The sequence below is a fragment of the Phyllobacterium sp. 628 genome (assembly GCF_014189505.1).
Taxonomy (GTDB): domain Bacteria; phylum Pseudomonadota; class Alphaproteobacteria; order Rhizobiales; family Rhizobiaceae; genus Phyllobacterium.
Genome location: NZ_CP050303.1, coordinates 394,168 through 411,331, shown reverse-complemented (window position 1 = coordinate 411,331; position 17,164 = coordinate 394,168). Strand labels below are relative to the sequence as shown.

General features: G+C 53.8%; 15 protein-coding genes. 3 read left to right on the top strand and 12 right to left on the bottom strand.

The genetic code is table 11. The features are described from left to right. Positions 1-53 precede the first annotated feature (53 nt). Complete coding sequence (locus tag HB779_RS24430; RefSeq protein WP_188346492.1) at positions 54-785, bottom strand: FadR/GntR family transcriptional regulator; 732 nt, start codon at positions 783-785, stop codon at positions 54-56. 300 nt (positions 786-1,085) lie between these two features. On the opposite strand from HB779_RS24430, the gene HB779_RS24425 reads away from it, so the two are divergent. Next, the gene (locus tag HB779_RS24425; RefSeq protein WP_188346491.1) at positions 1,086-2,831 is read left to right on the top strand and encodes a cation:proton antiporter; all 1,746 of its coding nucleotides are present in this window, start codon (positions 1,086-1,088) and stop codon (positions 2,829-2,831) included. 45 nt (positions 2,832-2,876) lie between these two features. Here the strand turns inward: HB779_RS24425 and HB779_RS24420 are convergent, their stop codons facing one another. The 5 genes from HB779_RS24420 to HB779_RS24400 are packed head-to-tail and all read right to left on the bottom strand — an operon-like array spanning position 2,877 to position 7,925. Continuing rightward, positions 2,877-4,142 carry an ABC transporter substrate-binding protein gene (locus HB779_RS24420; RefSeq protein WP_188346490.1) on the bottom strand — a complete coding sequence of 422 codons (1,266 nt, stop codon included), beginning with the start codon at positions 4,140-4,142 and terminating at the stop codon, positions 2,877-2,879. Between the two features lie 25 nt (positions 4,143-4,167). Continuing rightward, entirely contained in the window at positions 4,168-5,004 is an 837-nt protein-coding gene (locus tag HB779_RS24415; RefSeq protein ID WP_371823961.1) for a carbohydrate ABC transporter permease, read from the bottom strand. After that, positions 5,001-5,945, bottom strand: coding sequence for a carbohydrate ABC transporter permease (locus HB779_RS24410; RefSeq protein ID WP_188346489.1), 945 nt, complete (start codon positions 5,943-5,945; stop codon positions 5,001-5,003). Before HB779_RS24410 ends, HB779_RS24415 begins: the two co-directional genes overlap by 4 nt. Further along, positions 5,938-7,092: an ABC transporter ATP-binding protein gene (locus HB779_RS24405; RefSeq protein ID WP_188346488.1), complete on the bottom strand. Its 1,155-nt coding sequence runs from the start codon at positions 7,090-7,092 to the stop codon at positions 5,938-5,940. Before HB779_RS24405 ends, HB779_RS24410 begins: the two co-directional genes overlap by 8 nt. After that, positions 7,089-7,925: a metallophosphoesterase gene (locus HB779_RS24400; protein ID WP_188346487.1), complete on the bottom strand. Its 837-nt coding sequence runs from the start codon at positions 7,923-7,925 to the stop codon at positions 7,089-7,091. The genes HB779_RS24405 and HB779_RS24400 overlap by 4 nt, the downstream gene beginning before the upstream one ends. A 317-nt stretch (positions 7,926-8,242) precedes the next feature. Here HB779_RS24400 and HB779_RS24395 point away from each other — a divergent pair, with 317 nt between their 5' ends. After that, the gene (locus tag HB779_RS24395) at positions 8,243-9,484 is read left to right on the top strand and encodes a D-alanyl-D-alanine carboxypeptidase (RefSeq protein ID WP_188346486.1); all 1,242 of its coding nucleotides are present in this window, start codon (positions 8,243-8,245) and stop codon (positions 9,482-9,484) included. Between the two features lie 7 nt (positions 9,485-9,491). On the opposite strand, the gene HB779_RS24390 is transcribed toward HB779_RS24395, so the two are convergent. The 3 genes from HB779_RS24390 to HB779_RS24380 all read right to left on the bottom strand — a co-directional run bounded on the left by HB779_RS24390 (position 9,492) and on the right by HB779_RS24380 (position 11,953). Further along, complete coding sequence (locus HB779_RS24390) at positions 9,492-9,686, bottom strand: hypothetical protein (RefSeq protein ID WP_188346485.1); 195 nt, start codon at positions 9,684-9,686, stop codon at positions 9,492-9,494. A 131-nt stretch (positions 9,687-9,817) separates the two neighbouring features. Beyond that, a complete protein-coding gene (locus HB779_RS24385) occupies positions 9,818-10,336 on the bottom strand; it encodes a histidine phosphatase family protein (RefSeq protein WP_188346484.1) in 519 nt (172 codons plus the stop codon). A gap of 123 nt (positions 10,337-10,459) precedes the next feature. Beyond that, complete coding sequence (locus HB779_RS24380) at positions 10,460-11,953, bottom strand: esterase-like activity of phytase family protein (RefSeq protein WP_188346483.1); 1,494 nt, start codon at positions 11,951-11,953, stop codon at positions 10,460-10,462. A gap of 207 nt (positions 11,954-12,160) precedes the next feature. Between HB779_RS24380 and HB779_RS24375 the strand changes: the two genes are divergently transcribed. Then, positions 12,161-13,573, top strand: a complete 1,413-nt coding sequence (locus HB779_RS24375) for a CYTH and CHAD domain-containing protein (RefSeq protein ID WP_188346482.1) — start codon at positions 12,161-12,163, stop codon at positions 13,571-13,573. 185 nt (positions 13,574-13,758) lie between these two features. Here the strand turns inward: HB779_RS24375 and HB779_RS24370 are convergent, their stop codons facing one another. The 3 genes from HB779_RS24370 to dapA all read right to left on the bottom strand — a co-directional run bounded on the left by HB779_RS24370 (position 13,759) and on the right by dapA (position 16,775). Then, a complete protein-coding gene (locus HB779_RS24370) occupies positions 13,759-15,177 on the bottom strand; it encodes an EAL domain-containing protein (protein WP_188346481.1) in 1,419 nt (472 codons plus the stop codon). A gap of 281 nt (positions 15,178-15,458) precedes the next feature. Further along, on the bottom strand, positions 15,459-15,758 hold the full coding sequence (locus tag HB779_RS24365) for a hypothetical protein (RefSeq protein WP_188346480.1): 300 nt from the start codon (positions 15,756-15,758) through the stop codon (positions 15,459-15,461). A 66-nt stretch (positions 15,759-15,824) separates the two neighbouring features. Next, a complete protein-coding gene (gene dapA / locus HB779_RS24360) occupies positions 15,825-16,775 on the bottom strand; it encodes a 4-hydroxy-tetrahydrodipicolinate synthase (protein WP_244642886.1) in 951 nt (316 codons plus the stop codon). Positions 16,776-17,164 lie beyond the last annotated feature (389 nt).

Genomic DNA, 17,164 nt, shown 5'->3' with positions numbered 1-17,164 from the left:
TGTTCCCTATTGTGATGGCCGGTTGTTTCCCGGTCCTTGTCGTGATGGTTGCTTCAGGATGCTTCGCTGAGGAACCCCGCTTCGACCGTGTCCATTGATGTCAGGCGGATGAGCCATTCCTGCAGTATCAGCAAATGCTGACGCATCGCTTCGCCTGCCTTTTGGGGATCGCGCGCTTCTATGGCGTCAATAATTGCCAGATGGTAGGCGTGGGATTTTGATCCTGAATTATTGCCGCTGCGTGCGCGTTCACGGATAATCTGCCAGGCTTCGTCCTGACGTATTCTGTTTATGACATCAAAGATGGTCAGAAAAAATTGGTTCCCCGCACTCTGGGCAATCTGCCGGTGCAATGCTCCATCCCAGAGTTCATGCGAATCCGCATCCTGGCTTTCACGCGATTTCTCCGCCAGTTCCCGCATGCGGGCAATTTCGGAAGCCTTGGCGCGCATCGCCGCCAGCTGTGCCAATTGAGGTTCAATTCTTAAGCGAACCTCCATGATTTCCATAAAGTTTGTACCCGCAATGATGGTACCGACGTGGTCGCCCCAACCATCCGGCTGGCGTCCGGCAAATGTGCCAGCACCCTGCCGCCGCCAAACCTGTCCTTCAGCTTCAAGCACTTCCAGTGCACGGCGGACCGAGCGGCGGCTGACGCCAAATGCTTCCGACAGAGCGCGCTCAGTCGGCAGCTTCCCGTCTTTCTCGAACTCTTCAGAGGCCAAGAGAATACGCAGCCGGTCAAGCGCGTAGTTCGAGTTTTCCTGGGATTGATTGTTTGCCATAGGAGTAATGGTCCGAACCAATTGCGATATTGGTTCAATCGACGGCATTTTTCGACGCGCGTCAAGGTTGTATTTTAAGCAAATTGCATTTTGCTCAATTTATAAGCATGGCGGCGATGATTTGACTGCTTCGGGCATGGATCGCAGTGATCGCTCGATCCTCACAGACCTGATGCGATATGGTCGATTGCAACCAAAGATAAGACTATGTTCGTTGCAGATGAACTTGTAAGGGTTGAATTCAAACGCGCAGTGGATACTGACGCGAGGGGGCAGCAGAGTCAGAAATAAAGGGCGGACGTGCATCACGAAGTTTCATTAATTGCGACAGTCGCGGTCAGTTTTGTATTCGCAGCCGTGTTCGGTTATCTGGCTGACCGGTTGCGCCTGCCGCCATTGGTCGGATATCTCGTTGCGGGTATCCTTATCGGGCCCATTACACCCGGCTTTATCGCCGATGCTGCACTTGCCGGTCAGCTTGCGGAAATGGGTGTTATCCTTCTGATGTTCGGTGTCGGGCTGCACTTCTCCGCGTCTGAGCTCCTGGCCGTGCGCGGCATTGCCATTCCTGGTGCTATTGTCCAGATTGTTCTGGCCACGTTGCTAGGCGTGGGCCTTGCTTCGCTATGGGGATGGGGGATTGGGGCCGGTCTCGTCTTTGGCCTCAGCCTTTCTGTCGCCAGCACCGTGGTTCTGCTGAAGGCGCTTGAGGAGCGTAATCAGGTAAATTCGGCCAACGGCCGTGTGGCTGTGGGTTGGCTCATTGTTGAAGATCTTGCCATGGTGCTGGCACTCGTGCTGCTACCGGCATTGGCCGAGATTTTGGGCGCACATCCGGCCGCAGGCACTGCGATTGGCGCAGCGGCAGGTGGTATGCCCATCGCGCTTACGATTGCCATGACATTGCTCAAGGTCGCGGCATTTGCCGTCATGGCAATTTTTCTCGGACCGAAAGTGGTTCCCTGGCTTCTCACGCTGGTGGCGCGTACAGGTTCGCCAGAACTTTTCACCCTCTCTGTTCTTGCGATTGCCCTGGGTATTGCCTTTGGCGCCACGGAGTTTTTTGGAGTATCTTTTGCGCTCGGTGCCTTTTTTGCCGGTGTCGTCATGAGTGAGTCAAATCTCAGTCATCGTGCTGCGGCTGACTCCTTGCCACTGCAGAATGCGTTCTCGGTGCTGTTCTTTATTTCGGTCGGAATGCTGTTTGATCCTTCCATTCTTCTGCGCGAACCAATCGCAGTGATGGCTGCTCTTGCGCTCATCATTTTTGGAAAATCGGTCATCGCATCCCTGATTGTTCTCGTATTGCGGTTTCCGGTGGGGATGAGCCTGAGCGTGGCGGCGAGTTTGGCGCAGATTGGCGAATTTTCCTTTATTCTGGCAGGACTTGGTGTTTCGCTTGGCCTTCTGCCAAAGGAGGGGCAGGACATCATCTTGGCTGGCGCTATCCTTTCGATCACCCTTAACCCGCTTGTCTTCATGGCTGCGGAAGCCTTGGAAAAAGGGCTTCACTATAAATGGCCGTCATTTGCGACCGGTTATGGCAGGCGGAGACATGATGTGCTGGTGCGGGAGCTTGGTGATATCCGGGCGATCAATGATGAGCGCAACAGGCAACATCAGCTTAAGATGCAGCAATTGATCGATACCTTCCCGTTGTTCGCACAGGTCGACGAACATTCGCAGGAAGAACTTCTATTGTTGTTCCGGCCGAAATCCGCGTCGCCAGGTGAACGCGTTGTCCGTGTGGGCGATCGTGGGGACGGGATGTACTTCATCGCTTCGGGTGTAGTGGAAGTCGAATTGGAAGACGAAAACGTTCGTCTCGAAGCGGGAGCTTTTTTCGGTGAGATGGCGTTGTTGACGGGTGGACGCCGCACGGCGGATGTCATTGCCATCGATTTTTGCGAGTTTCTGGTGCTCGAACGCCGGGATTTCAATGTGTTCATGTCGCGTCATCCCGCCTTGCGGACTGCGGTCAGCAACATGGCGCGCGAGCGGACGGAAATGAACGTCCTGCGCCGGTCGCGGGATCAATCGTCCTGATCAGCCGCCCCACATTGGTTGTGCGGCGGCTGATTGGGTTCGCGTTTAACGGCGCGGAAGCAGTTTTTGTACTTCATCCGCCGCGTTGTTGAGCGCCTCTTCCGGTGTTGCCGACTGTTCCACGACGCGTGACAGATTATCGACAATCGTCTGGGTAACCTTCACACCGTTCGATCCGGGAAATGCATACCAGGGTATCATCCGGTTCATTTGGTTCAAACCGGCCTGGAACAGCGGGTTCTGTTTGTAAAAGTCAGCCAGATATTCCGGGGACTTTGCTGCGAGTTCATTATTCGGCACATAGCCCGTGCCCGGAACCACGACAGATGCGCCGTAAGGACCGGCGGCAAACTTTGCGAACTTCCATGCCGCCGCCTGTTTGGCCGCGTCTTTGGTCAGGATGACGACAGCATTGCCGCCCGTTGGCAGATGACCCTTTTCGGGGTTGAGAAGCGGCAATGGTCCGGTGCGCAGATCAAACTTGCTGCCGACATTCTTGATGGTGTTGCGCAAAGCGCCTGTAGTCTGAAATGTAAAACCGACCTTACCGGCTACGAAGGCTTGTTCGCCTGCCTGCTTGGTCAGAACCGGCATTCCGCCTTCCTTCACCAGGCGACTAACCAGATTGAAGGCGGCTACGCCTTCGGGACCGTTGAACGCAACCTTCTTTTCATCAGGAGAAAGCATGGTGCCACCGGCGCCGAACAGAAGTGCCGAGAACATCCAGTCGTCACCCTGCCAGCGGAAGTCGATACCATCATTGCCGTTTCCGAGCGCCTTGACCTTTGCGCCGAGCGCAATGACTTCGTCCCAAGTTTTTGGCGGCTGATCCGGATTGCCACCCGCTTGCCGGATGAGATCGGCGTTGTAATACATGATTGGATTTGAGGTGGCGAAGGCAAGTCCAACCTGTTGATTGCCAACCTGAGCGAGGCGAAGGATATTGTCGCTGAAGCCTTGGGCCGCCATGTCGGTTTCTTTGGCGATCAACGGCTTCATGTCGACGTTCACGCCGCGCTCGGCAATCATGCGCAAGCGGTTAAGGCCGATAAAGGTTAGATCGGGCATTTCGGACGTTCCGGCCTGACGAAGGATCGTCTGGATACCTTCTTCGTAAGTGGCCGACGGGCTAACGAAACTGATCTTGATATCAGGATTTTCCTCCATGAATTTCTTGGAGATCGTGTCCATCACATCCTTGAAGAAACCCGGCATGGGGTAATGCACGTTCAGCGTTGTTTCTGCCAATGCAGGTGCGCAGAACGTGGTGGCGATTGCGGCAGCCGCAATCGTCTTTCGGAAGAAGCTCATTGTTATCTCCTGGTCTTGGGAAAGGTCAGCCTTTGAGGCCGGTGAGAGTTATGCCTTCGATGAAACGCCGTTGTGCGAGCAGAAATGCTGCGACAAGCGGCAGGGTAATGATGAGGGTCGCAGCCATCAGCGCTCCGTAATCGTCGCCAGCTTCCGCAGCCCGGAAAAACAGCAGGCCGAGCGGCGGTGTCGCCCGTTCGGTTCCGGTGATCACGATGAGAGGCCAGAACAGGTCATTCCAGTGCGCGACGACCGAAAAAATCGCAAAGGCGGTTACCGCCGGCCAAGCATTGGGAACGATGACGCGATTGACAATCGCGAGCTCGGACATGCCATCAAGCCGGGCAGCAGCGATCAGATCGTCTGGCATAGCCCGGAAGAATTGCAGAAACAGAAATATGCCGAAGACGGATATGAAGAAGGGAGCTGACAGCGCAAAATAGCTGTTGAGCATGCCGACCTTGTTGAGTGCGACATAGATCGGCAGCGCAGTCGCATGGATTGGAATGAGGAGCCCGAGCATGACAAGTGTCATCATGGTCTGCGCTGCGCGAAATTTCAGCTTTGCCATGGCGTAGGCGCAGGGTATCGCAATGACCACCTGAAAGAAGAAGATGAGTGCGCAAACGATCAACCCGTTGAGCAGGAGTTGGCCCATGGGCACGCGTGAGAAAGCCTTGGCGAGATTTTCCCACAGAGCCCAGTGTTGCGGCAGCAATGTCAGCGAGGAAGAGAAGATTTCCTCACGTGATTTTGCAGCGGTTGAAATCATCCAGATATAGGGCGCAAGGAAAAGCAAAGCTCCGGCTGATAGAACTGCGAGCCTTAAGTTGCGCATGGAAAACAATGGGATGCGTCTCATGTGTAATGCACTCGTTTGTCAAGAACGCGGTATTGCACCAACATCAGGACGATCAGGAATGCCAGGAAAATGACGGTCATTGCCGAGGCATAACCTACCCGCAAAAAGACGAACCCTTCCTGATAGATCGTCCAGAGGAGGACCTCCGAGCTTTTGTTCGGGCCACCCTCTGTCAGTGTCTTGACGGTCTCGAACACTTTCACAGCGTTGATGACGCTGATTGTGGTGACGAACAGGGTTGTTGGTCCCAGCATGGGCCACGTTACCAGACGAAAGCGCTCCCAGCTGCTTTTGGCACCATCCACTTCGGCTGCAGCGTAAAGGTCGCGCGGGATTGCGGTCAGACCCGCCAAAAACAGGACCATATTGAAACTGACGGACTGCCAGATGCCGATAATCGCCAGGCTTAAAAGCACTGTGCTGCTGCTGCCAAGCCAGTTTGGGCCTGCAATGCCGACCATGGAAAGCATGGCATTGACCGGACCGATTGTTGGATGAAGCAGATACTGAAATACGGTTGCCATAGCGACCAGCAGCGAAGCGACAGGCAGGAAATAGACTGTGCGGAAGAATGCCCGGCCGCGTGTTTCGCCTTCAATCAGCAGGGCGACACCAAGCCCGATGAACACGGAAAATGGCGTGACGATTGCCGTGTAGATGGCAGTATTCTTGAGTGAGATCAGGAATGTCCGGTCACCAAACAGTTCAATGTAATTGTCGAGCCCGATAAACTGGAAGTCATCATAGCCAAGTTCGTAATTTGTCAGACTGAAAATGAAAACCGCAAGTGTCGGCAGCAGGATCAGAACGATGATGAGAGTGATGGCCGGGGCGGCAAGCTGCCATGCAACCCGTTCCTCGCGTTTGGCGGCACGGATTGCCGCTTGTCTTGCAACAGACCGGTTGTCCGGAAGAAGGCTGGTCGTCGCTATCTCACGCATCAACCGCAATCCTTGTCGGCGTGCGCATGGGAACACGAAGTCCATCCTGCCCAAAGATAAGACAAGCATCCTTGTCAATCTGCAGGGTAACCGGTGCTCCGGCTGCAAGATGCGCAATGTCGGCAGGCACAGCTTTGACAACAAGATCATCTTCGGTGCCTGCCACATGGGTAGCAACGAGCACTTCGGAGCCAAGGAATTCCAACCGCGAGATGGTCGCCGCTATGCCCTTTGCGCTGGCGGAGCGCAGCTTTATGCGTTCGGGCCTGATTGCCAGCTGAATCGGCGTGCCGACTGGTCCGGTAACGCCTTCCGCCACAGTTTTGCCAGCCAGAATGACTGCGCCGTTCTCGGACGTGATGGCGTTGATGATATTGATACGGGGACTGCCGACGAATTTGGCAACTTCAATATGGCGCGGATCATCATAGATACTTGCCGGTGAATCGAACTGCAGCACCTTGCCGCCCATCATCACGGCAACACGGTCAGCCATGCTGAGTGCTTCGGATTGGTCATGGGTAACGTATATGGTGGGAACGCCAGCCCGCCGATGCAGATCAACAATCTCGGCACGCGTGTGCACGCGCAGATTGGCATCAAGATTGGAAAGCGGTTCGTCCATCAGGAAGACACCGGGTTGCCGCACGAGCGCCCGGGCCAGAGCGACACGCTGCCGCTGGCCGCCGGACATCTGTCCCGGCTTGCGGTCAAGGAGATGGTCGATCTGTAGGCTTGTTGCGGTGGTCAGTACTTGCTGTTTGATGCCGGCCTGTGCAGTGCGTCTGCCCGAGACGAAGCGGCCAAGGAATGGCATGCGCTGCAAGGTGGAAAGATTGCGCATGGCGAGTGGAACGGCAATATTTTGCTCGGCAGTCAGATGCGGATACAGCGCATAGGATTGGAAAACCATCGCCACATTGCGATCAGCGGGATGGATAGCTGTGATCTCGCGGTCACCCATCCAGATGCTGCCGGTATCGCCGTGGTCGAGACCAGCAGCAATGCGCAGCAAGGTGCTTTTTCCGCAGCCCGACGGGCCGACCAAGGCAATAAACTCTCCTTCTTCGGCTTCAATACTGACATCGTTCAGGATGCTGTTCGCGCCGTAGGATTTGGAAATATTCCTGAGGGCGAACGCACTCATGCGGTTATCTCCGCCGGCTGCGCCTTGGGTGCACGCGGATAGACTTCTTCAATGACATCATCGAGCACGAAACGAGAGAGGGCATCGATCTCTACGATCTCGCTTTTTACCCTGTCAGTCAGGGTGTGAATCGCGGCACCAAGAATACGCTCGCCGGGCATATCACGTTCCATATCGCCGACTGTAAAGGAGGATGCTGGCGCCCAGACAAGCCCGGTATTGTTGTGTGTGCCTTGCCAGCCGCGATGCAGATGCCCACTGGCATGCAGCGCGACCTCATATTCTTCAAAAAGATCAAGAAGCCTCTTGCGCGGAGTAGGGCGAACGCTCCAATAGCCGGTTTCGCCTTCATCAGCCGCATCGACAAAAAGCGGCTTGTGCGCAAAGATAGCAATCTGGCGCGTCTCCGCTTCGCCAAGGGCATCTTCAAGCCAGTCGAACTGCTCTTCTTCTTCCAGACTGTCATTGCCCAGAATGAGGCTATTGAGTCCGATGAGCCGCCATTTATCCGTGTCATAGGTCCAACGGTCCGGTCCCACCATTTCGCGCCAACGGTCTATCCGCGTCGCGTTCACGGGCTGTGCACTCCCGGGCATATGACCGATATCGTGATTTCCGGGCAGGCAAAGCACCTGTACTGAAAGTTGGTTCAGCAAATTGGCGGAGAATGCGAGGTCATCCTCAATATCCGCCCCGTCTACAGAAAGATCGCCGGTATGGATGACCAGATCCGGCTTTTGATCCGCGACCCATTGCGCCAAGGGCGACCAGTTCGCATTGAAATGCGGTTTGGACGGGCTGAGGTGAGTGTCAGTAATCTGGATGATCCGCACGGGATATCTCTCTTCAAAATCGAATTGTCGGGTCGCGGATTGCGGCAGACAAGCTGGTTTCAACCCAAGCTTGCGCGGGGTCTTCATAGGCTTGGTCTGTGACAGCTGCGTTTCATGCCGGTGACAATTCGATGAACGTCCGGGCAAACTGGACAACGATAAAGGAAGCCCGAATAGGGGCGGATGAATGATTGATGGATAATCGCTCGTTCACCATGATTGTTTACGCCTTATCAACCTGGGTTTAAGTAGCCTTAAGACTTCAGCCAGTTGCCGTTGATCTGACCCTTTGCATGTTTTCTCGATAGGAGAGCGGAATGCCGTTTCATTGTGTTCATCAAGGGTTTTTACGCTCTTTGAGAATGGTGCTGGTTGCATGCATTGGCAGCTTGGCAATCGGAGCTGCCGCGCATGCACAAGCTGTGGACCAGCCTTGGCTTGTACTCGACGTGCCAACTGGAAACGTGCTGGGTCAAAGCAATGCCAATGTTCCGCACGGCCCGGCGTCGCTGGCAAAGATGATGACACTGTATTTGACCTTTGAGGCTATCAAGAAGGGTAAGCTCAACTGGGACGATAGAATTAACGTGTCTGCCAATGCGGCCCGCAAGATTCCGGCAAAACTCTGGCTGCGTCCGGGAGACACTCTGAGCGTGCGCGAAGCGGTTGACGGTATGATCATTCTGTCCGCCAACGATGCCGCTGCGGCAATGGGCGAACATCTTGCCAAGACAGAAGCGGCTTTTGGGCAGCAAATGACTCAGCGTGCGCGCCAGCTTGGTCTGCGCGATACCGTGTTCCGCAATGCGTCGGGGTTGACGGAAAAAGGGCAGACGACGACAGCGCGGGATATGGCGGTTCTCGGCGTGGCCGTCATGCGGGATTTCCCCAAGGAGTATGGCCTGTTCTCGCAGCGGTCCTTCGTTTTCCGTGGCAAGCAGATCAATGGCCACAATAATTTGATGTACCGGTATGCGGGTGTGGATGGGATCAAAACCGGTTACACCGATGCTGCGGGCTTCAATCTGGTATCCTCATTTACCGATAACAATCGCCATATCGTCGGTGTCGTACTTGGAGGCAAAACCGGGAGGTCTCGTGATGACCGGATGGCACAACTTCTGACCCAGTACATGCCGATGGCGAGCAATGGTGTCCAGCCGGGTAGTGTACCTGTTGCGACGGCTGTTCCCGTTCCACAGTTTGCCGACAGGGTCACGAAGGCTGTCCAGCGCAAACCCGGTATCGCTGATATGATTGATGAATCAACCATCGAGCAGGGTGATGGCGGGCTGCAACCTCTCACAACGACGGGTCAATGGAACGTCCAGATTGGAGCCGTCGATACGCGCGCCGGTGCCAATCAATTGTTGAGCAAGGCCAAATCTTATGTTCAGTCGATTTTGCCTGACGCAAAGGGATATATTGAACCAGCTGCAAAACAGGGAAAGCAGTTTTACCGCGTGAGATTTGGTGGGTTTGGAGATGCACAAGCCGCGACGGCCGCCTGCTTGCAGTTGAAGCGCCACTCATTTTCGTGCGTCGCGGCGCGCATGTAGCGCGCGCTTATTTACCCTTGCCGAATTTAACCGGTTTGCCATCGGGGTCGGCGAGGGCGGTCTTGATCGCGTTGAGAAATGCTTCGGGATTGTCGATGGAGATATTGACGCTTTTAGCTTCCTTGAAGGGGTTCAAACCGGAAAGCTTGAGGTTTGCAGTCTCCTCTTCGTATCTGATTTCCTGAAGTTCTCTAAGGCGCATAGGGACATCCGATTGCTGGTTAATGTAAAACGTCCCGTCACATATTCGTAAAATATCTGTCATAATCAACAACAGAAAATCAATCCTGAAGCATTTCCTTTGTCCGGTGGTGGGTACGAAGGACAGAGGCGTCAGATATCGCCGACGGTTCCCGGCGTTACAAACCGCTCGAGTGTCCCAGCGGATTTCGAGAGTTGGTTCCACCTGTCAACATCGAAATCGATAACGGCAAGTGCTGCTGTCGGATATTTATTGGCAAGTCCGAGCAGGTCGGCTTGATGCCCTTTTTCAATGAGATAAAGGGCAAGATCCTGCAATCCGGGATTATGCCCTACAATCAGTAAAGTTTGAGCCGTCACGTCCGTTTCGTGAATGACATGAAGGATATCAGAGGCCGATGCCTCATAAATGCGTGGTTCGTCTTGTTGAGAAATATTGTGGGTGAAGGCAAGGCGGGTAATTTCCCACGTTTCTTGTGTCCGGCGCGCGGTAGAAACGATAGCTATGTTTGGCCGAAGTCTTTCCCGATTCATGTAAGCGCCCATCAACGGGCTTGCTTGCCTGCCACGCTTCGCGAGTGGGCGCTCGTGATCGTCGGTATTGTCAGGCCAATCGGATTTGGCATGACGGAGAAGTATCAGGCGAAGCATGGCGGGTCCTCGTATGTGGTGCAGACTTCTTCAGGTGTACCACAGAGGATGTGCTCGTAACCCGCCATATTCTCAAAGGGTACAGCCAGCGGCTGTGTTTTCACCGCTGGCTGCTACCTCTCATTATTTCGCTGCGAGGCCGGGGATCGTTACCTGATAGACCTGAAACATCGTGTCTACATCGGCGCCGCCATCACCCTTGTAACTCGCGCCAACCTGAAAACCATCCTGTGTCAGGAAGTCATTGTCATTGGCGAGGAACAGGAAATAATCATCAGGCAGTTTTGGATCGAGAACGCTGACCAGCGACATGGCTTCCCATTTTTCCGAAAGATTGTTGCGGTCGTTCGGTGCGCCATTGTGCAGGCCGAAACGTGCCAGACTTGCGCTGTCATTGATGTCGATGAACGGTGTCAATGTTGCCGGCGTTACGGATGGATCGAGTACACCTTTAGGAGCCACGGCTTTGTCGGCATCGAATGCGCCGCCGGCAATGTCCGTCGCAGCAGATGTATCGACGACCGTGATATTGCGATAAAGCGACGTGTCGCCCTCCAAGCCATAACCGTTGTTGCTGTCACGTGCCAGCATCAGAAACGAATGGTCAGAGAGCGCGACGATCTCGCTCTGTGCCGCAACAGCCTTCTTGCCCTTGGCATTGGTGAAAACTGGCAATGGCACGACATATTCATGCACCAGCTTGAGATGAGCTGGGTCAGCCGCATCGTAAATGAGCGCTCTTGTATTCTGGCGCGTCGAACTTGAGTCACCACCATCCTGCCGGGGAGCTGATTGCAGAACGGCAATGAGGAATTTGCCGTCAGGCGTCAGAGCCATGCCTTCAAGGCCCTGATTATTCTGGCGCCCGTTATCCGGGTCTTTTGGGTCAGGTGCCTGGGCCCCTGGACCAGGATTGTTTGATGCGAAGTTTGGTTTGCCGTGGCGCATGGGTACCAATGCTGCAGGCGGCTGGGTAGCGGACAACATGCGACCCTCGGCGGAAAAGCGATAGATATTCGGGCCATATTCGTCGCTGATCAACATTGAACCATCGCTAAGGCGAACGATCGCTTCATTATCAAGTGCGATCTTGCCGTTCTTCGCCTGTGGAAGGATCGGGAAATCGCCACTTGCTGCACGAACGTCGGACTCCGGGTCGAGACCGGTTGTATCGCCGCCCTTGTCATCGACGAGCAACATGGAATCGGTGAGCTTTGCATCTACGCCGGATTGCTGCTTGTCGGCTGAGGGAACGGCGCCGGGTGCAACGGGAGCAAACTGTATAGCAAGCGTATTGATACGCGGCCGGTAATCAGTGGTGCCGACGGAATTGTATCCACGGTCCGGCAGCAGCAGCATTGTGCCTTTGTAATTGTCTCCATCGCGAATCCATGTTGCCGGATCCATTGCCATGCCCGAGCCGGAGCCAAAGGTTTCGCCGAACTTGTCACGCTGGTTTGCGGGAATGCGTCCAACCCCCACTAAGCCTTTATTGACGAGTGTCGAACTTCCAACAGCAACTGAATTTTCAGCAATTGCCGCGACGGGTATGCTAGCGACCGAAGCGGCCAATGCGGCACCAAACAATCGCAAAGCGACTGAAGACAGACGATGCATGGAGGAATCCTTTGACACTATATTTAAGGGGTAGCCTCAATTTTGATGTTCGGGACGTATGAACTGTTCCGGAATCGTCCAAAGAGACCTTTCCAGAATGGCTTAAGGGTGAAATGTAATACTGACATGACAGAGCATGTCAGGGTAATGTTGCGCGAAAAGAGTTCCGTTGCGTTCAGTAGCGCGTGAAAGGCAGGAATGCTTGTGGTGGCAGTTTTGGCTCAGGGAAATGATAATGAAGCAATCCATGATAATTCTGTGGTTGCACCGATTGAAGTCGAACTAAAACTTCGTGCCTCTCCTGGCGCACTTGATCTTGTTCGAATGTCAGCTCCCGTTCAGTTGGCTGCCCGGAACAAGGGAATAATCCGCAAACTTGAAGCGACGTATTACGACACGGCAGATCACACGTTGTTCAATGCTGGTTTGTCGCTGCGTGTTCGCAAGGCGGGTAAACAATATGTTCAGACTGTCAAACGTGCGGCTGTTAATGGTTCGCTGTCGCGGCTTGAATGGGAAGCGGCTGTTGCAGGTATGGCACCGGACCTGACCGTAATGCCGGTTGCGGACATTGGTTCGCCATTCGACACAGTTGATGCCGCACAACTCATACCGGTGTTCATCACAAAAGTACGACGGCATCTGCTGATGATCGATTTGCCGGATGGACAAGTCGAAATGGCGTTTGACGATGGTTTCATAGAGGTGGACACGAACAAATCCACTCTGTCTGAAATTGAACTGGAACTGAAGAGCGGGAATACAGCGGCACTTTACCAATTTGGGTTGAGTCTGATGGACGTCTCACCCCTGTGTCTTGAAACGCAAACCAAATCCGCACGCGGCTACGCGCTGTCTCTGGGCAACCCTCAATTGCCGGTGAAGGCGGTTCCTTCAGGACTTGCGCGCGGTGATACCGTTGATGAGGGCATCACAAAGCTGCTGTTGAATTGCCAACAGCAGGTGCTGGGTAATCTGTTTGAGGCAAACGCCAGTTTTGGGCCCGAGAGCATTCACCAATTGCGTGTCGGCCTGCGGCGCCTGCGCACCGTATTGCATTTTCTACGGCATGAGTTGGATGCGGCATCTCTGCTGGCTTTGGACGCCCAGGCAAAACGGTTTGCACAATCATTGGGCCCCGCCCGCAATTGGGACGTTTTTATCAATTCCACGCTTTCAACAGTTGAAAGAGCCAATCTGCAAGATATTGAGATTGCCTCGTTGCGAACTGCAACCACGCTTTTGCAGGAGCAAAGCTACCGCGCCGTTCAGGATGCTGTTGCCGATCCGCAGACCAATCGGTTTTTATTGTCTTTGGGACTTGTCATCGAGAAGAAAAGCTGGCGCACCGATGTCACCAGCAACGATTTGAAAGTACTGACCGAGCCTGTGGCAAACCTGGCCGTCCGGATTCTTAATCGACTGGAACAAAAGGCCCTCAAGCGAGGGCGCGCTTTTCGTGATCTTCGCTCGGAGGAGCGTCATAAGCTACGGCTCACTCTGAAGAATTTGCGATATGCTTCCGAGTTTTTCCTGCCCATTTTCCCGGGCAGGAAAATGGCCGAAAAAATACCTCAAGAGATTGTCCAAATTGCAGGATCTGCTCGGCGAAGCCAATGACATCAGAAGCACACGAGCGCTTCTTCCATTGCTGCAGGAACAGGTGCAGGACGCTGCCGCACACCGGGCTATTGGAGCGGTAATCGGTTGGCAAGGGCATCTTGAGCAGAGCAGTGCTGAACCGCTTACACGGGAATGGCGAAAGTTCAAACGAACTGCTCCATTCTGGCCCGAGTAGGCCAGCTTTACACAACCAGTTTTTGCAGCGCGGCAGCGTCAGCTGGTTTTCCGCAAAGCCACCCCTGTCCATCAACACTGGTATCGAGTGTCGCAAAGTAATCCTGCTGTTGAGATGTTTCGATGCCTTCGACGACGATTGCAAGATTATGGGCAAGTGCCATATCGATGATTTGCGGTACGATAGAAACGGTGATCGAACGTGTTCCCACGGTCTGGGTGAAGGACTTGTCGAGCTTGATCCCATCGACGTTGAGTTCACCCAAATAGGCAAGACTGGAATAACCGGTTCCAAAATCGTCGATGTAGATTTTATGCCCTTGTGAGCGAAGTTGATGAATAGCCTGCACCGCAGGCCCGGCGTTTGCCGTGGATCGCTCGGTGATTTCAAGGCCGACTTGTTGGCTGCGTACACCCGCCTGCTTGAGGCGCGCCGCTAACAGAGAACTGAACCTTGGATCCATGAGATCATCGGCTGAAATATTGATATTGATGCGGAAATCCGGGTATTTCTTCAGAAAGTCACCCATTTCCAGCAGAACGCGATCTATCACGTAGAGGGTGAGCCGCCCGATTAATCCCTCTTTTTCCGCCACTGCTATGAATATATCCGGCGAGATAACCTCTTTGCCGTCGCGCCAACGGACGAGAGCCTCTGCACTGCGCGTTTCGCCGGTCTGCAAGTGAATAATCGGCTGGTATTCGACTTTGAGAAGGCGTTTGTCCAGCGCACGTGACAGGCGTGTTCCAAGCGATAGGCGCTTACGCAGCAACAGGAGTAAAATTACACCCAAAGCCCCGCCCAAGGCTCCTCCAAGCAACGCGATGCTTGCCTCAATTGGAAAAGCTGCTGCTTCAAGATCTTGCACATGCGCGTGTAGACTGACGCAAGCTTGGCCATGACACTGGTTTCGGTAGACGATATCCCCTTCTCGTCCGGCATTTTCGGTAAGCCCGTTTGTTTGCACGCCTTTGTGGATCGACCCAAATATCCCAATCGGGTTTTGTTCGTCGGAAGGAGAGAACATAATACCGAACGGATAGGCTGGGTCGTTGAATGCATCGAAGGCCGCCGGATCAAGCACGACGTTGGCATTTCCCCGGCCGATAATGGGTGCTGACAGGTTGGATATGGCCAAAGGTGTATCGGCGTAGATCAGCGCGCCGTTGACAGTCGTAATGTTGGGTTGTGCCAAAGGGGCGGGCTGTTCGGCTGCACCGAACACTGCCGAGCAATAAAATTTACCGTCTTTGACGCGCCCGATGTCCTTCAGATATTTCGTGGTGAAAAGAACATTGCGAAGATAGGCAAGTTCTTTGTCGGAACAGAAGGTCATGTCCGAAGCATTTACTTTTGACAGGATGACGTCGGCTTCGTTGAAAACAGCTTCCGCCCGTTTCAACAATTGGCTGGAAAGGGCATGCATGTGGCCGCGGTCACTGCGAATAATGACCAGTCTGCCAATCCACGAACCCGCCAGACTACCGAGGACAATGAGCGCAATAACCAGTGTAACATGGAGATAAATTCGCCATTGCAACGGCTGTATCACTCGCATCGGGCTGATCTCATCTGTGCTATAGCTTCGCGAACTATATTGAAGACAAGATAACAATTGGTAGAAAATTCAATTGAGTTTGAAACAGTACAATCCGCGCTGCCTGGCCGGTGAAATCTGTTTTCCCGGCTAGACAAAATATGGGCATTTCAGATGTGGTGGCGATGAAGCTTGGTTGCGATATGGTTTGATCTATCCGTAGGAGCGATCACAGAGAGGTCGCTCCATGGATCGGCCAGAAGGCACTCGTTTTCATCTGCACACCATACCGCGCCGGCAAGGTGATCGCTTTCAGCCGCAGCGAAATTCATAGCGGATTCCTTGTCGGCAAAGAGCCCGCCGACCAGACGTTTGCGGTCGCAGACGATCCAGCAGCCGTCCAGATTTCGTCCGACAAGAAACCGGTAATGGAGATTTGAATTGTCATGCTTATGAAGGGCGTAGAACATGATGTCTCACTTTCCGCTTCAAGCAAGTCTTGAAGCGATAGGAAATTGTTTGATGGGAATTGTTTTTCAAAGCCGCCACGCCAGCGGTGCCGAAAGCATCCGCGTCAGGCCATCAATTGTGTTTGTTCTTGGAACTTCGCGCATTGCTTGTTCGCATGCAGCCGGGCCGCCAAGGTCATCCAGCGCAATCCTGATTTGATCTGCTGTTTCCGGCGTGACAGGCACAAGCGGAAGACGAACTTCGTCACTCATTCCACGGCGGTGGTTCAGTGCATATTTAATTGGACACGGATTTGTGTCGAGATCGAATGCATTGATCAGCGGTTGTAGCCGTTGCTGGATGTAACGGGCCGTCGACCAGTCATTCTTTCGACAGGCATTCTGCAATGCGACACATACGTGCGGGATGACATTGGCCATAACTGATATTGTCCCGCTTCCGCCCATCAGGTTGAAGGCATGTGCGGTCGCGTCGTGACCAGACAAAAGTATAAACCGATCTTGAAATGTGTGCCTGATCTCGTCCACACGCTTCATGTCACCTGTCGCATCCTTGATACCGACGATGGATGGAATTTGTGCAAGCCGGTCAAGCGTTTGCAGCGAGAGATCAACGCCAGTTCTCGACGGAACATTATAGATGAAAATGGGTATCTGAACGCGTTGTGCGATAGCCTCGAAGTGTTGGGCAAGGCCGTTCTGACTGGGCTTGTTGTAATAGGGCGTGACGATAAGTGCGGCATCTGCACCACACGACTGGGCGGCTGATGTATGCGCAATCGTCAGGTCCGTGCTGTTCGTGCCTGTGCCGGCAATGACGGGTACTCTTCCGTTCGACGTTTTGATGCAGGTTCTGATGATTTTCAAACGTTCATCCCACGCGAGAGTGGGTGCTTCGCCGGTTGTTCCACAGGGCACGAGGCCTTCGATACCGGACTGGATCTGCCACTCGATGTGCGCAGCGAGTGCTGTGTAGTCAACGGCACCATTTTGAAAGGGCGTGACGAGCGCGGTCATCACGCCCCTTAATCGTGATGGCGTTTCTTGACTGGGGGTGGTCATGATTTTCCTCTTCGTAGCAATCCATGCCCAAACATGACGACGATACGGACGTGTCTGGGATAAGTGCTTGAGCACTTTTGTTTTACGGATCAGATGAAGTGATGGAGTGCAGCCCAGAATCTCAAACCTGCGGCACCGATGAGAAGTGCGGTAAGCACCACTAAGGCCATGACGGTAAGGCCGTGTGTGTTCGGAACGGTTGCTTCAATGACTGGATCATTGGCCGATGTCGTTTTGTTCGAAATTATCATCATATCCTTGCACTCCAATGTTTTGGGTACGAGGCAAAGATAGCCCACGGTCTGATAGGAATTCGATTGCAGGTTCGGGTGAATTACATCAAG

Excerpts from the sequence above, each read along its gene's own strand:
- HB779_RS24385 (WP_188346484.1), bottom strand. The coding sequence starts at position 10,336 with ATGCTTCGCCTGATACTTCTCCGTCATGCCAAATCCGATTGGCCTGAC.
- HB779_RS24410 (WP_188346489.1), bottom strand. The coding sequence starts at position 5,945 with ATGCGTGAGATAGCGACGACCAGCCTTCTTCCGGACAACCGGTCTGTT.
- HB779_RS24365 (WP_188346480.1), bottom strand. The coding sequence starts at position 15,758 with ATGTTCTACGCCCTTCATAAGCATGACAATTCAAATCTCCATTACCGG.
- HB779_RS24380 (WP_188346483.1), bottom strand. The coding sequence starts at position 11,953 with ATGCATCGTCTGTCTTCAGTCGCTTTGCGATTGTTTGGTGCCGCATTG.
- HB779_RS24420 (WP_188346490.1), bottom strand. The coding sequence starts at position 4,142 with ATGAGCTTCTTCCGAAAGACGATTGCGGCTGCCGCAATCGCCACCACG.
- HB779_RS24370 (WP_188346481.1), bottom strand. The coding sequence starts at position 15,177 with ATGCATGCCCTTTCCAGCCAATTGTTGAAACGGGCGGAAGCTGTTTTC.
- HB779_RS24395 (WP_188346486.1), top strand. The coding sequence starts at position 8,243 with ATGCCGTTTCATTGTGTTCATCAAGGGTTTTTACGCTCTTTGAGAATG.
- dapA (WP_244642886.1), bottom strand. The coding sequence starts at position 16,775 with ATGACCGCGCTCGTCACGCCCTTTCAAAATGGTGCCGTTGACTACACA.
- HB779_RS24390 (WP_188346485.1), bottom strand. The coding sequence starts at position 9,686 with ATGCGCCTTAGAGAACTTCAGGAAATCAGATACGAAGAGGAGACTGCA.
- HB779_RS24430 (WP_188346492.1), bottom strand. The coding sequence starts at position 785 with ATGGCAAACAATCAATCCCAGGAAAACTCGAACTACGCGCTTGACCGG.
- HB779_RS24415 (WP_371823961.1), bottom strand. The coding sequence starts at position 5,004 with ATGAGACGCATCCCATTGTTTTCCATGCGCAACTTAAGGCTCGCAGTT.
- HB779_RS24405 (WP_188346488.1), bottom strand. The coding sequence starts at position 7,092 with ATGAGTGCGTTCGCCCTCAGGAATATTTCCAAATCCTACGGCGCGAAC.